At 74.3% G+C, this 13,708-nt stretch carries 6 protein-coding genes; all 6 read right to left on the minus strand.

From position 1 onward, the window contains the following. Window positions 1-44: 44 nt before the first annotated feature. Window positions 45-1,118, minus strand: coding sequence for an HAD-IIIC family phosphatase (locus AXW62_RS36175; protein ID WP_060948137.1), 1,074 nt, complete (start codon window positions 1,116-1,118; stop codon window positions 45-47). Beyond that, the gene (locus tag AXW62_RS36180; RefSeq protein ID WP_079105964.1) at window positions 1,115-2,275 is read right to left on the minus strand and encodes an acyl-CoA dehydrogenase family protein; all 1,161 of its coding nucleotides are present in this window, start codon (window positions 2,273-2,275) and stop codon (window positions 1,115-1,117) included. Before AXW62_RS36180 ends, AXW62_RS36175 begins: the two co-directional genes overlap by 4 nt. Window positions 2,276-2,288: 13 nt before the next feature. Further along, entirely contained in the window at window positions 2,289-2,549 is a 261-nt protein-coding gene (locus AXW62_RS36185) for an acyl carrier protein (RefSeq protein ID WP_060948138.1), read from the minus strand. A 12-nt stretch (window positions 2,550-2,561) separates the two neighbouring features. Beyond that, window positions 2,562-3,470, minus strand: a complete 909-nt coding sequence (locus AXW62_RS36190; RefSeq protein WP_060948139.1) for a 3-hydroxyacyl-CoA dehydrogenase family protein — start codon at window positions 3,468-3,470, stop codon at window positions 2,562-2,564. A gap of 107 nt (window positions 3,471-3,577) precedes the next feature. After that, window positions 3,578-7,216, minus strand: coding sequence for an SDR family NAD(P)-dependent oxidoreductase (locus tag AXW62_RS36195; protein ID WP_060948140.1), 3,639 nt, complete (start codon window positions 7,214-7,216; stop codon window positions 3,578-3,580). Beyond that, the coding region (locus AXW62_RS36200; RefSeq protein ID WP_060948141.1) for a type I polyketide synthase at window positions 7,213-13,708 on the minus strand (6,496 nt) is incomplete at its 5' end. The genes AXW62_RS36200 and AXW62_RS36195, both read right to left, overlap by 4 nt.

The raw sequence follows: 13,708 nt of genomic DNA on the forward strand, positions 1-13,708 counted from the left end.
CCGCGGCGGGCCCGGCGGGCCGGCGGGCCCGGCGTGCTCGTTCATCACGGCCGGACCGTCACCGTCAGATAGTCCGGCGGCGGCTGGATCTGCCGCAGATCGGACTCCAGGACCAGCCGGTTGCCCTCCCGCTCGGCCTCGGCGAAGCCGGCGAACGCGTAGGTGACGTACATGACCCGGTTGCGGCCGGTCTCCACGAAGTCCGCCCGCAGCACGGCACCGTCGTCCCGGGCCAGTGTCATCACGTGGTTGAGCAGCACCGTGCCCACTCCCCGGGCCAGCACCCGGCACGACATCAGCAGCATCCGCAGATGCCAGGCCGGTCTGCCCCGCTCGGCCAGGGCCAGGCCGATCGTCCCGTAGGTTCCGTAAGCGTCGGTCAGCCCCGCCACCAGGAGCAGGTGGTCCGGGGACTGGCGCAGCTCGTCCAGTTCCTCGTAGGAGTACGTCCGGCCGGTGGAGTTGAGCTGGTTGGTCCGGACGGTGAGTTCCTCGGCGCGCTGGAGGTCCTCCCGTCCGGCGGGGGCGATCGTGAAGTGCATGTCGAGCGAGGCGAGGAACTCCGTGTTCGTCCCCGTGTACTCCTGCTCCAGCCGGTCGCGCAGGGCCGCGCTGCGGTACATCTCGCGGCGCAGCCTGGACTCGTCGGTGACGAACTTCGGCCGGAACTCCGGGGTCCGCAGCACCTCACCCAGCTCGGCGGCGTCCACCGTGAGCACCGCGGGCAGCGAGTGCGCCACCTCGGCCCGCTCGAACGGCTGGTCGTCCACGAAGGCGATGGCGTCCAGGCCGATGTTGAGGGAGGTGGCGATCTGCTCGATCGAATGGGACTTGGGGTTCCAGTTGATCTGCGGGTAGAGGAAGTAGTCGGCCAGCCCGTCCGCCGCCAGGCGCTCCATGGCGGCGTCGTGGTCGTTGCGGCTGGCGACGGAGTGCAGGATGCCCAGGTCGTCGAGGCGCTTGAGCTCGGCGACGACGTCCGGGCGGACGGTCACCTGGCCGTCCTCCAGCAGGACGCCGTCCCACAGTGTGTTGTCCAGGTCCCAGACCACGCATTTGATCCTGCCCTGTCGGGGCTTCGTGCCGGGCGCGCTCCGTGCGGTCGTGCCGGTGTTCACCGTGCCACCTCCCGGTAGGCCTCTTCGGCGATGGTGAGTTGCTGTAGTTCGGTGCTTCCCTCGATGACCTCGGCGACCTTGGCGTCGCGGTACAGCCGCGCGGCCGGGTACGCGGCGCTGAAGCCGTTGGCCCCGTGGATCTGCACCGCGTCGCTCGCGGCGGCGCTCGCCGCGGTCGAGGCATGGTACTTGGCCACCCAGGTCGCCATGATCGTGGCCGGGTCGTCGGCGTCCTTCAGCCGGCCGGCCTCGGCGCACAGCAGCCGGGCGGCCCGGCCGCTCACCACCATGTCGCTGATCTTCCGGCGGATGAGCTGGAGTTCGCTGAGCCGGCCGTCGCGGACGGTACGCCGCGAGGTGTAGGCCACGCAGGCGTCCAGGCACGCCTGGAGGATCCCGACGGATCCGCAGGCCACGCTGTACCGGCCCAGGTCCAGCGCCCCGGTCATCACGGTCGCCGCCGCCCATCCCGGCGGGCCGACCAGGGCGTCCGGCCCGACCGTTACGTCGCGCAGCACGATGCGGGCGAGCATGCTCGCCCGGGTGCCCATGACGCCGGTGATGGGGGTGATCTCCACCCCGGGGGTGTCGGCGGGCACCAGGAAGGCGCTCATGTTCCCCTCGGTCCGGCAGAACACCAGGAGGAGTCCGGCCACCTGCCCGGCCGTCATCCACTTCTTCTCGCCGTTGATGACCCAGCCGGAGGCGACGCGCTCGGCCACGGTGCCCGCGGCGGAGGCGTCGCTGCCGCTGTCCGGCTCGGTGAGGCAGAAGGCCCCGAGCAGTTCACCGGTGGCCAGCCGGGGCAGCCAGCGCTCCCGCTGCCCGTCGGTGCCCCAGCGCTGGACCGTCCAGGTCACCATGGTGTGGACGGTCAGGAAGCTGCGCACGGAACTGCAGCCCCGCCCGATCTCCTCGTGCACCCGGCCCAGCGTCGCCCAGGTCATTCCCGCACCGCCCAGGCCGGCCGGGAGGAAGGGGGCCCACAGGCCCAGTTCCCCGATCCGGGTGAGCAGTTTCGGCGGCAGCCGCTCGTTCTGGTCCCACTCCTCGGCGTGCGGCGCGATCTCGGACTCGGCGAAGCCGCGGACGTCGTCCAGGACGCCGCCCGGATCGGCCGCGGTCCCGCCGGCCGCTTCGGTCAAGGGAACGGTCATGGTGTCCTCCCGGTCAGCCGGCCGACAGCCGCATGCTCTCGGACAGGCCGCGCACCAGGTCCGCCATGGCGTTCATGGTGCGGAAGTTGTCCAGCTTCAGCTGCTCGTTGGGCACCCGGACTCCGAACGTCCGCTCCACGAACATGACGAGTTCCATCGCGAAGAGGGAGTTGACGAAGCCCAGCGCTAAGATGTCCTCGTCGTCGTCGAGCGAGATCTGCGGGAACTTGGCGGAGATGAACTCACGGATGGGGGTGCGGATGTCCTCGGACATGGTCGGGTCTCCTCAGTCGTGGGAAGGGGAACGGTCGGTGCCGCCGCCGGCCGCGGACCGGCCGGTGGCAGTGGCGGACGGGCCGTAGGAGTAGAAGCCCTCGCCCGTCTTGCGGCCGTGCAGTCCGGCGTCGGTCATGTGCTTGAGCAGCGGGCAGGGCCGGTACTTGGAGTCCGCGTAGTGCTCGTACAGCACCTCGACGCTGTACAGGATCGTGTCGACACCGATGAGGTCGGCGGTCTCCAGCGGGCCCATCGGGTGGCCGAAGCAGCTGCGGAAGACCTCGTCCACGGTCTCGGCGGTGGCCACGTTCTCGTGGACCAGGTAGGCGGCCTCGTTCACGGTGAGCATGAGCACCCGGTTCGACACGAAACCGCACGCGTCGTTGACGTCGATGGCCTTCTTGCCCATGGAGGACAGCAGATCCCGCACCCGCTCCAGCGCGGCCTGGGACGTGTGGTGGCCGGGGATCAGCTCCACGGCCGGTTTCATGGGCACCGGGTTCATGAAGTGCACCCCCACGAACTGGCGGGGACGCTTGGTGAGGGACGCCAGCCGGGTGATCGGGATGGCGGAGGTGTTGGCGACGAAGACGGCGTCCGGCCGGACGACCGGGTCCATCTCCCGGTACAGGGCGCGCTTCAGCTCCCAGTTCTCCGTGATGTTCTCGATCACCACCTCGGCCTCCGCGAGCAGCAGGAGATCGGTGTCGGTGCTGATCCGGCCGATCACCGCCTCCGCGTCGATCTCGGGGCCGCCCAGTAACCGGCTCATCCTGCACTGGGTCTCGATACCGCTCAGCGCCTGCTTGATCGCGTCGGGATCACGGTCGACCAGCGCGACCGTGTGGCCGCACTGGGCCAGGTTCTGTGCCACGCCGGCGCCCATCACTCCGGCGCCGACGACTCCCACGTGCGTCATCGGGGTACTCCTTGTCAGGTTTTCGGGTTCTCCGGCTGTCTGCTTGCCGTGCCGTGCGCGCCGGCCCGTCCCGCCACGCCGGGCGGCCGGGGCCGGTGTCCGCGCGGTCAGGGGTGTGCGGCGGTGAGGGCCTTGCTGAAGCTCCGCACCGTCGGGTTCTCGATGAGCACCTGGGCGGGGAAGCCGCCGAACCGGGTCCGGATCCGCGCCATCATCCGGACCGCGGCCAGTGAATGACCTCCCAGCTCGAAGAAGTTGTCGTTCACTCCGATGCCGTCCACGCCGAGGATCTCGGTCCAGATCCCGGCGATCGCCTCCTCGTCGGGGGAGGCCGGCGGTTCGAAGGGGACCGGCAGTTCCGGCCGTGGGTAGCGGGTGCGGGGCGGCGGCGGCCCCTCCGTCCGGTTCAGCCGCGTCCACTGGTCGAAGCGCCGCTCCAGCGGGCCGGTGGAGATGGTGAGCTGGCGGACCCGGGCGGCGGCCGACAGACACCGTTCGAGGACCTCACAGCCCTCGGCGGCGTCGTAGTGGTAGTCCTTCATCGTGACGCCCAGGTCGCCGTGCGGATCCTCGCCGAGGTTCCAGGTGTCCCAGTTCACCGGCAGCCATCCGGTGTGTCCGCCCCGGCGGAGCACGCGGGCGTAGGCGTCCATGGCGGCGTTGGCCGCGGCGTAGGGCCCGTACGCGACCCCGCCCAGCACCGCCGCCAGGGACGACATCGTCACCCGTACCGGGGCCTCGTCCCGGTGGAGCACCTGGTCCAGCACGCGCAGGCCGGTCACCTTGGCGCGGAAGTGGGCCTCGCACACCGCACGCCCCAGGCTCGGGGCGAAGCCGAAGTACTCCCTGCCCTGGACCCCGGCCCCGTGGACCACCACGTCGATGGCGCCGAAGCGGGCCCGCGCGGTGTCCAGGGCCCGGCGCATGTCCTGGTGGCTGGCCACATCGGCGGTCAGGGCCAGCACGGCCGCGCCCCGGTCGCGCAGCCCGAGCACGGTGCGGATGCGGGTGGCCGTCACCTCGTCCGGGGAGTGGGTGTCCAGCCACTCCCGCCACGCGCTCTCCGGCGGCAGCGGGCTCTTCGTGACCAGGACCAGATCGCAGGACCGGGTGGCGGCGAAATGGTCCGCCAGGACGGACCCGACCGTGCCCAGACCGCCGGTGATCAGGACCGTGGCGCGGTGCGGAACCGCCCGGCGGGCGGCCGGCACCGGGCCGACCCGCACCGGGGCGAAGGACCGCACCCAGCGCCCGGTGGAGCGCAGCGCCGCCGGGTCCGCGGGACCGTCCGCGGTCGCCTCGGCGAGGAGTTCGTCGACGAGGCGGTCCGGGCCGTCGGCGCCGATGTCCAGGAGCCGGCAGGTGAGGTCGCCGAACTCCTGGTTGATCACCGGTTGCAGGCCCGCCAGGGTGGCCTGCTGCGGATTGCGGAGGTCGCCGCCGGTCACCTCGGCGGCGCCGTCGGTGCACAGGAGCAGGTCCACCGGGCCGGGTTCGGCGTCCTCGCCCAGGGCGCCGACCAGCGCGAGCACGGAGTAGAAGCCCCGCTCCTGGGCCTCCTCGAACGCCCCGGCCGCCCCGGCGCGGGGGGCGTCCAGGCTCAGCGCGTGCACCACGCTGCGCGGGCGTCCGAAGTCGGCGATGGCTCTCTCCCAGCCGGTCCGCGCGCCGGGGTCGAGGTCGCGCACCGTGATCCCGGTGGTGTCCGCGGGCTCGGTGCCCTCCTGCCCCGCCGGGCGGAGCAGGACCACCTCGGCGCCCAGCTCCGCCAGCCGCCGGGCGGCGCCGAGCCCCGGCCCGCCGGCCGCCACCACCCACCACGGCCCGCGCCCCGGGATGCCTTCGGCGTCCAGGCCGTGCGGGAGCGGGGCGGGGCGCCAGGAGGGGCAGGAGAACCAGTCGGCCATGTCCGGGATCCGGCCGCCGCCGGCTCCCGCGCCCGGCGTCCCGCTCGCCCCGTCGCCCGCCCCGGACGGGACGGCCGCCGCGGCGGCGTCCGGCGGCCCCGCGGGGAGATCCGCCGGTTCGAGGAAGTACCGTCGCCGTTCGAACGGATAGGTGGGCAGCGGCACCCGCCGCCGGGGCCCGTCGTGCAACGCCGCCCAGTCGACGTCCGCGCCCTCCAGCCAGTGCTCGGCGGCAAGCCGGGGATCGGACGACCGGTGCGTGGCCCCCGACGGCGTCACCGGTCCGGCGAAGGCCACCCGGCCGGGATCGGCGAGGGCCGCCGGCGCGTCCTCGGCGTCGGCGCACACCACTGCCATCCGGTAGGGGAACCCGGTACGGCTGGCCTGGAGGGTGTACGCCACGTCGGCCGGCTCCCAGCCGTCGTCCAGCACCTGGGGCAGCCGTGTCCGCAGCCCGCGTACCGCCGCGTCCAGGGCGGACCGGGTGCGCGCCGAGAGCACCAGCAGGTGGGGGCCGGGCGCGGCGGACCCGGCGGGCCGCGGCGGGGCCTCCTCCAGGACGACGTGGACGTTGGTGCCGCCCGCGCCGAAGGAGTTGACGCCCGCCCGGCGCGGATGTGCCGCCCCCGGCCAGGGCCGGTCCTCGGTCAGGACGGTGAACCGGTCACCCGCCGAGGCGAGGGCCGGGTTGGCGGTGCGGAACCCCCGGGTGGCCGGCAGGACCTTGTGGTGCAGGGCCAGCGTCGCCTTGATCAGCCCGGCCACTCCGGAGGCCCGGTCCAGATGTCCTATGTCCGGTTTGAGGGACGACAGCACCCGAGGGGTCCGCGGCACCCGGGGATAGGCCCGGTCGACGGCCGCCAGCTCGATGGAGTCGCCGAGCCGGGTGCCCGTCGCGTGGCACTCGACGTAGCCGACGGTCCCGGGGTCCACGTCCGCCACCGCGAGCGCGTAGCCGACCACCGCGCTCTGGCCGTCCACCCCGGGGGCGGAGAACCCGGCGCGGGCGGCGCCGTCGTTGTTGATCGCACTGCCCAGGACGACGGCCCAGACGTGGTCGCCGTCCCGCCGGGCGTCGGCCAGCCGCTTGAGGGCCACCACGCCGACCCCGTTGCCCATCACCGTGCCGTCCGCGTCGGCGTCGAGGCTGTGCACCACCCCGTCGGGCGAGGTGATCGAGCCCTCCTCGAACCGGTAGCCCACCGGCATCGGGTCGAAGATCGCCGCACCGCCGGCCAGGGCGATGTCGCAGTCGTACGTCAGCAGGGACTGCGCCGCCAGATGCACCGCGACCAGTGAGGTGGAGCAGTTGGTCTGCACACCGACCACCGGTCCGGTCAGGCCGAGTTTGTAGGCGACCAGCGTGCACAGCGAGTCGGAGGTGGTGCCCATGCCGTACTGCTCCAGGGTGATGGTCGACATCACCTCCGGACGGCCCAGCACATGCCGCATCCCGTACTGGCTGGGGGCCACTCCCCCGAAGACCCCGACCTGTCCGGGCATCGCGTTCGGGCGGTAGCCGGCCCCTTCCAGCGCCTCCCAGCAGCACTCCAGGAACATCCGGTGCTGCGGGTCGGCCACCTCGGCCTCGCGCGGGCTGTAGCCGAAGAACGAGGCGTCGAACAGGTCCGTGTCCGCGACCGGCGCGCCACGGCGCACGTACCGGGGGTCGGCCTGCACCGCCCACGGGACCCGGGCGGCGGTCAGTTCCTCCTGGGTGATCTCCCTGATGCCGGCCACTCCCCGGGTCAGATTGCTCCACAGCTCGTCCGTGCTGCGGGCGCCGGGGAAGCGTCCCGCCATGCCGACGATGGCCAGCCGGTTCTCGTTCTCGCTCATGCGCCCTCCACCTCCTCGGGCTCCTGGGGCTCCTGGCGTTCCCCCAGGCCGCGGGGGCCCTGGGCCTCCCGGGGCCTCGCGCGCCGGAGGCCGCGCCGCCGGCGGTCGCTGCGGGCGCGGTCCTCGGCGGCGGTGTCCGCCGCGCCGGCCCCCGCTCCGGCCGCCGGGTCCGGGTCCAGCAGCTTCGCCAGCCGGGCCACGGTCGGCGCCTCGTAGAGCACATGCGGGGCCAGCTCCTCGATGCCCAGCCGCCGCCGGATACGTGCCATCACCTCCATGCCGATCAGGGAACTGCCGCCGAGGTCGAAGAAGTTGTCGTCGGCGCCCAGCTCCCGCAGGCCCAGCAGGTCGCACCAGACCTCGGCGATGGTCCGCTGGGTCTCACCGGACGGCGGGACGAACTCCGTCACCAGGTCCGGCCGGGGGTGCCGGGCGTCCGCCTCCGGCCCCGGGCCGTGTCCGCCGACCAGGGCGACGGTGAAGTGCCGGCTCAGCCGTTCCATGTCGGAGAAGTCCTGGGTGTTGGCCACCACATAGGGCTGCTCCCCGGCCAGCGCCCGGCGCAGGATCCGCCAGCCCGCGTCGAAGCCGATGCCGAACTTCTCCCGGTTGGTACGGAAGAACTCCTGGACCTCCGCGTCGTATCCGGCCAGCCCGGCCGACCAGGCGTTCCACTGCCACTCGCCCCAGCCGATCGTGACGGTCCTGCGCCGGGTGCCGGACGCCTGCGCGGCCTCGGCGTAGGCGTCGAGGAAGGCGTTGGCGGAGCTGTAGTCCACCTGCCCGGGGCCGCCGCCGGTCGCCGAGGTGATGGAGGAGAACAGCACCAGGAAGTCCAGGGGTACCCCGCGCAGGGCCCGCTCCAGGGCCAGCGTGCCACCGATCTTGGGGGCCATGACCTTGCGCATGTCCGCGGTGGTCTTGAACTGCATCAGCCCGATACCGGGCACACCCGCCGCGTGCAGCACCCCGTGCAGCGCGCCGAACCGGTCCAGGGCGGTGCGCACCGCGCGGTCGGCGTCCTCCGCGGCGCTCACGTCGCCGGTCACGACGGCCACCTCGGCGCCGAGTTCCTCCAGCCGCAGCACCCCGCCCAGGCGGCGCCGCACCTCCTCGCCGGCCGCCGGGTCGGCGAGCGCGGCCCGCCAGGTGTCCCGGGGCGGCAGTCCGGACCGGCCGAACAGCACCAGCCTGGCCCCGGCGCAGTCCTGGGCGAGCCGTTCCGCCATGGCCAGTCCGATGCCGCCGAGGCCACCGGTGATCAGGTACACACCGCCCTCGCGCAGTGCGCACGCCCCGTCCGCGCCCGGGGCGGGGGAGGTGTCCGGCAGGGTCTGGTAGTCGGGCAGCCAGCGCCTGGTGTTGCGCAGCGCCACGACCGGTTCGCGCTCGCCGTCCCCGAGTTCGGCCGCGATCCTGGCGGCCAGGGCCTCGGCGCCGCCGGGCGCCACCGGCTCCACGTCGATGAGCCGGCAGGAGACCCCCGGGTACTCCAGCGGAATGCCGCGCACCGGCCCGCTCACGGTGCTCAGCTCGGGGCGGATCCGCTCCGTGCCGGTCACCGACCGGGTGCCGCAGGCGACGACGTCCAGCGCCCACTTCTCGGCGCCGACGTCGGCGGCGGCGGTGGCGAGCGCGACGAGGGTGTCGGCGCCGTACACCAGCGCCCGTTCCACCTCCCCCGGACCGGGCACGGGCCCCTGGCCCTCCGGGATGCCGAGCGGCCACAGGTGCACGATCCGCTCGGGCAGGCCGCCCTCGTCGCGCAGCCGGCGCATCAGCGCGCGGATCTGCCGGGCGTCACCGGGACGTACCCGGTACTCCCCGGCCGGCTCCCGGGGTTCCCCGGCGTCCCGGAGGTCCTCCCCGTCGGCGGCCGGCCGGACCAGCACGACGCTGCCGCCGGCCTCGGTGAGCCTGCGGACCAGGGGCGCGCAGACCGCGTCGGCGGGGCCGTCGTCGGTGAGGACCAGCCAGCGGCCGGCGGGCAGCAGGCCGGGGCGCGGCGCGGTCTGCCGCCATACCGGGGCGTGCAGCCACTTCTCCTCCGGCAGCAGCGGGAGGGGCGCCCGTTTCACGTCGTCGAGCCGTACGTCCCCGGTGGGCGCGGCGCCGGCCGCGGGGGCCTGCGCCGCGGCCGGGCGGGCCGGCGCCGGGGCGAGCCAGTACTCCTGCCGCTGGAACGGATAGGTGGGCAGCGGGATCCGGCGCGGGGCCCGGCCGTCCTGGTAGGCGTCCCAGTCCACCTCGGCCCCGGCCAGCCACAGCCGGGCCACCGCCTCGGTGACCACCTCGTCGTCCGCGCGGGCCTCGGCGGCCGACGGCAGGGTCGGCACCACCAGCGGCCAGCGGTCGCGGGAGCAGTCGGGGTGGACCCGGACCATGGCGCCCAGGGACTGGCCCGGTCCGATCTCCAGCAGGGCCGGGTCCGGGTCGGCGAGCAGCCGGGCGAGCCCGTCGGCGAACCGTACGGTCGAGCACATGTGCCGGGCCCAGTAGGACGGGTCGGCCACCAGGGCGTGGGTGACCGGCTCACCGGTGAGGTTGGACAGGTAGGGGCGCTCCGGGGCCGCCGGGGTGAGGTGGGCGGCGGCCCATGCGGTGAGTTCCCCGGCGGCCGGCTCCAGCATCCGGGTGTGGAAGGCGTGGGTGGTCGCGAGCCTCCGGCCGGGTACGCCGGCGCGTTCCAGCCGGGCGGCGACGTCGTCGATGACGTCGCACGCGCCGCCGACGACGGTCATATCGGGCCCGTTGACCACCGCGACGTCGACGCCCTGGTCGGCCGGCGCGCCGAAGCGCTTCGCCAGTGCGGCGGGCGAGAGCGGCACGGCCAGCATGGCGCCGGCCGGCAGCCGCCCGATGAGCCGGGCGCGGAAGGCGACCAGCGCCAGCGCGTCGGGCAGGCTCAGCACCCCCGCCAGGCAGGCCGCGACGTACTCGCCCACGCTGTACCCCAGCATCGTGGCGGGCGCCACGCCCCAGCTCATCACCAGCCGCGCCAGGGCGTAGTCGGTCACGAACGCGGCGGGCTGGGCGAGTTCGGTACGGGCGAGTTCACCGGCCGCCGGGTCCGTGCCGCCGCCGGTGTCCCGGCCGAGCAGGGCGGACAGGCTGTCGCCCGCGCCCGGCGGACGGCGGCGCGGCGCGGTCAGCAGCCGGACCAGGTCGGTGCCGAGCGGATCGCCGAGGAGGGCGGCGCATTCGTCCACCGTGGCCCGGAACCGGGGTTCCCGGCGGTACAGCTCGCCGATCATGCCGGGGTACTGTTCGCCGACGCCGGCGAACAGGAAGTCGACCGGGCGGTCCAGCACGGGGTCGGCCCGCCGCATCAGGCCCGCGAGCGCGCCCTCCGCCGGGTCGCGCAGAGCGTCCAGCGAGTCGGTGACCACGACCCTGCGGTGCTCGAACCGTTCGCGGCCGGCCTGCAGCGTGAAGGCCACGTCCAGCGGGCGCGGAGCCGGGTCCGCCGCCCGCAGGTGCGCGCGCAGCCGGGTGACGGCCTGGTCCGCGGCCGTCTCGCCGCGGGCGGACACCGGGTACAGCTCGTACCGGCGGCCGGTGCCCTGCTGCCCCGGCTCGGCCGCCGGCGCCGGCTCGGGCGCCTCCTCGACCACGACGTGGACGTTGGTCCCGCCCATGCCGAGCGAGTTGACGCCCGCGATGCGCGTGCGGCCCTCGTCCACCCGCCAGGGCGTCGGTGCCACGTTGACGTAGAACGGGCTGCCCGCGAAGTCGATATCGGGGTTGGGCCGGTGGAAGTTCAGGCTCGGCGGGATCGTCCGCCGCTTCAGCGCCAGCACGGTCTTGATCAGGCCGCTCGCCCCGGCCGCCGCGCCCAGGTGGCCGATGTTGGTCTTGACCGAGCCGATGGGGCAGTACTGCCTGCGCCCGGTGTCGCCGAAGGCCCGGGTCAGGGCGGCGATCTCGATGGGGTCGCCGAGCGGCGTTCCGGTGCCGTGCGCCTCCACGTAGCCGATGTCCTCGGGGGTGACGCCCGCGGAGGCCATCGCGGCGGACACCACGGCGGCCTGCCCGACGACGCTGGGCGCGGTGTAACCGGCCTTGAGCGAGCCGTCGTTGTTGACCGCGGAGCCGCGGATGACCGCGTGGACCGTGTCGCCGTCGGCGAGGGCGTCGTCGAGCCGTTTGAGCAGCAGGACGCCGACACCGTCGCCGAAGAGGGTGCCCCGGGCTTCCGCGTCGAAGGCGCGGACCCGCCCGTCGGGCGACTCCATGCCGCCGGGGAGGTACTGGTGTCCCACCCGGTCGGGTACGTGGATGCCGACGCCGCCCGCCAGGGCCATCTCGCATTCGCCGGTGCGCAGGCTCTGCGCGGCCAGGTGCACGGCGACCAGGGCGGTGGAACAGAACGTCTGCACCGACATGCTCGGGCCGGTCAGCCCCAGCCGGTAGGACACGTCGGTGGCCAGGGAGTCCTTGTCGTTGCCGATGACGGCTCCGTAGACGTCCGCCTCCCCGGCGTCGGCCAGGCCGCCGGCCTGGAGCATGAGATAGGTGCTGAAGTTGGCGCCGGCGAACACGCCCACCCGGCCGCGGCCGCGGGGCGAGCCGTAGCCTCCGCTCTCCAGCGCCTCCCAGCAGCACTCCAGGAAGAGCCGGTGCTGGGGGTCGGTGCGGGAGGCGTCGCGCGGGCTGTAGCCGAAGAAGCCCGCGTCGAAGGAGCGGATGTCGTCGAGGACCGGACGGGCGGGCACGTAGTCCGGATCGGCGATCCGCTCGGGCGTCAGACCGGAGGCGAGGAGTTCCTCCTCGGAGAACCAGCTGACGGCCTCCACCCCGTCGCGGAGGTTGCGCCAGAAGGCGTCGATGTCGCTCGCCCCGGGGAACCGGCCGGTCAGGCCGACGATCGCGATCGGCGCCGGGCCCGCGGTCTTTGGTGCGGCGGCGGGCGCGGAGCGCCGGCCGGGGCGGCTGTGGTCCGGCCCGGCCGGTTCGTCCGCCCCGTCGATGAGCCGCGCCATGGCGTGCACGGTGGGGGCCTCGAACATGGACACCGGGGAGAGGGCGGCGCCGAACTCCTCCCGGACGCGCTTGACGAGCTGGAGCACCATCAGCGAGGTGCCGCCGAGTTCGGTGAAGTTGTCGCGTGCGCCGACCCCGTCGACGCCGAGCAGTTCGCCCCACAGCTCGGCGAGCCGGCGCTGGGTGTCACCGGCCGGCGGGACGTAGCCCTGGGCCAGCTCCGGCCGGGGGAAGCGCTTCAGGGCCGGGCGGACGGGTTCGGGGGCGGTGCGCCGCTCCACCCACTCCTCCAGCCGCGCGGGCAGGTCCCCGGCGCAGACGACGGTGCGCGGCAGCGGGCGGCCCAGGATCGCGTCGAGCGCCTCCAGCGCGGTCCGCTCCGACAGGGAGTACCGGGCCAGCGCCCCGCCGTAGGGTGCCGCTTCGGTGAGCGCGGCGGCGGTGGAGGGCCAGGTGTCCCAGTTGACGGCCAGCCAGCGGGTGTCGTCGTCGCGGTGGCGGTGGACGAGGGCGTCCAGGAAGGAGTTGGCCGCGGCGTAGCTGCCGAAGCCGATGCCGCCGAGCACGGCGGACATGGAGGAGAACAGCAGGCAGAAGCCGACGGGCAGGCCGCTGAGGACGCGTTCCAGCACCAGCGCGCCGTCGGTCTTGGCGTGGAAGTGCGCGTCACGTTCCCGCGCGCCCAGTCCGGACAGCGGGCTCAGCGTCATCGGGTCGGTGACGGCGGCCAGGTGCAGCACGCCGTCCAGCCGGCCGTGGCGCTCGACCAGGCCGGTGAGCAGCTCGCGCAGCCGCTGTTCGTCGGTGACGTCGGCGGCGACCGCCTCGGCCGCCACCCCCAGCTCCTCAAGGCGCAGCAGACCGTCGATCCGGGCCCGCAGGGCCGGGTCGGTGACCTGGTCCCACTCCGCGCGGGGCGGCAGGGCGGTCCGCGCGGTGAGCACCAGCTTCACGCCGTGGGTCCTGCCGAGGTGTTCCGCCAGCAGCAGGCCCACCGGCCCGAGGCCACCGGTGATCACGCAGACCCCGCCCCGGCGCGGCAGGACCGGCCCGGGGGCGTCCGCCTGGTCGGCGGGCGTGTGGTCCAGGGCCAGCCGGGTGCCCGTGCGCAGGGCGACGGTCCGGTCCCCGGCGCCGAGTTCGGCGTGCAGCGCGGCGGCGACGGCTTCCGGGGTGTCGTCCGGCAGGGCCACGTCCACCGTGCGGACCTGGAGCGAGGGGTATTCCTGGGGGGCCACCAGGCAGGGACCGAACACGGTGGCGCGTTCGGGGACCGGCCGGTCCTCGTCGCGTACGGCGCGCGCCGAGTCGGTGACCACCAGCAGGGACACCGTCAGGCCGCGGTCGCCGAGTGCGGCCGTCAGCGCCCGCATGGCGTCGAAACCGGTCTCCCGGGTGTGCGCCGGGTCCGCCAGGACGCTGTCCAGCCCCCACAGGTGGACGACGGTGCCGGGCGCGGTGCCGGTGTCCAGCAGGCGCCGGTAGTCGTCCTGGTCGCCGGGGCGGACC

Source organism: Streptomyces hygroscopicus subsp. hygroscopicus (assembly GCF_001553455.1).
GTDB lineage: Bacteria > Actinomycetota > Actinomycetes > Streptomycetales > Streptomycetaceae > Streptomyces > Streptomyces hygroscopicus.

Bases quoted from the DNA above. Each gene is read 5' to 3' on its own strand.
- AXW62_RS36180 (WP_079105964.1), bottom strand. From the start codon at position 2,275: ATGACCGTTCCCTTGACCGAAGCGGCCGGCGGGACCGCGGCCGATCCG.
- AXW62_RS36190 (WP_060948139.1), bottom strand. From the start codon at position 3,470: ATGACGCACGTGGGAGTCGTCGGCGCCGGAGTGATGGGCGCCGGCGTG.
- AXW62_RS36195 (WP_060948140.1), bottom strand. From the start codon at position 7,216: ATGAGCGAGAACGAGAACCGGCTGGCCATCGTCGGCATGGCGGGACGC.
- AXW62_RS36185 (WP_060948138.1), bottom strand. From the start codon at position 2,549: ATGTCCGAGGACATCCGCACCCCCATCCGTGAGTTCATCTCCGCCAAG.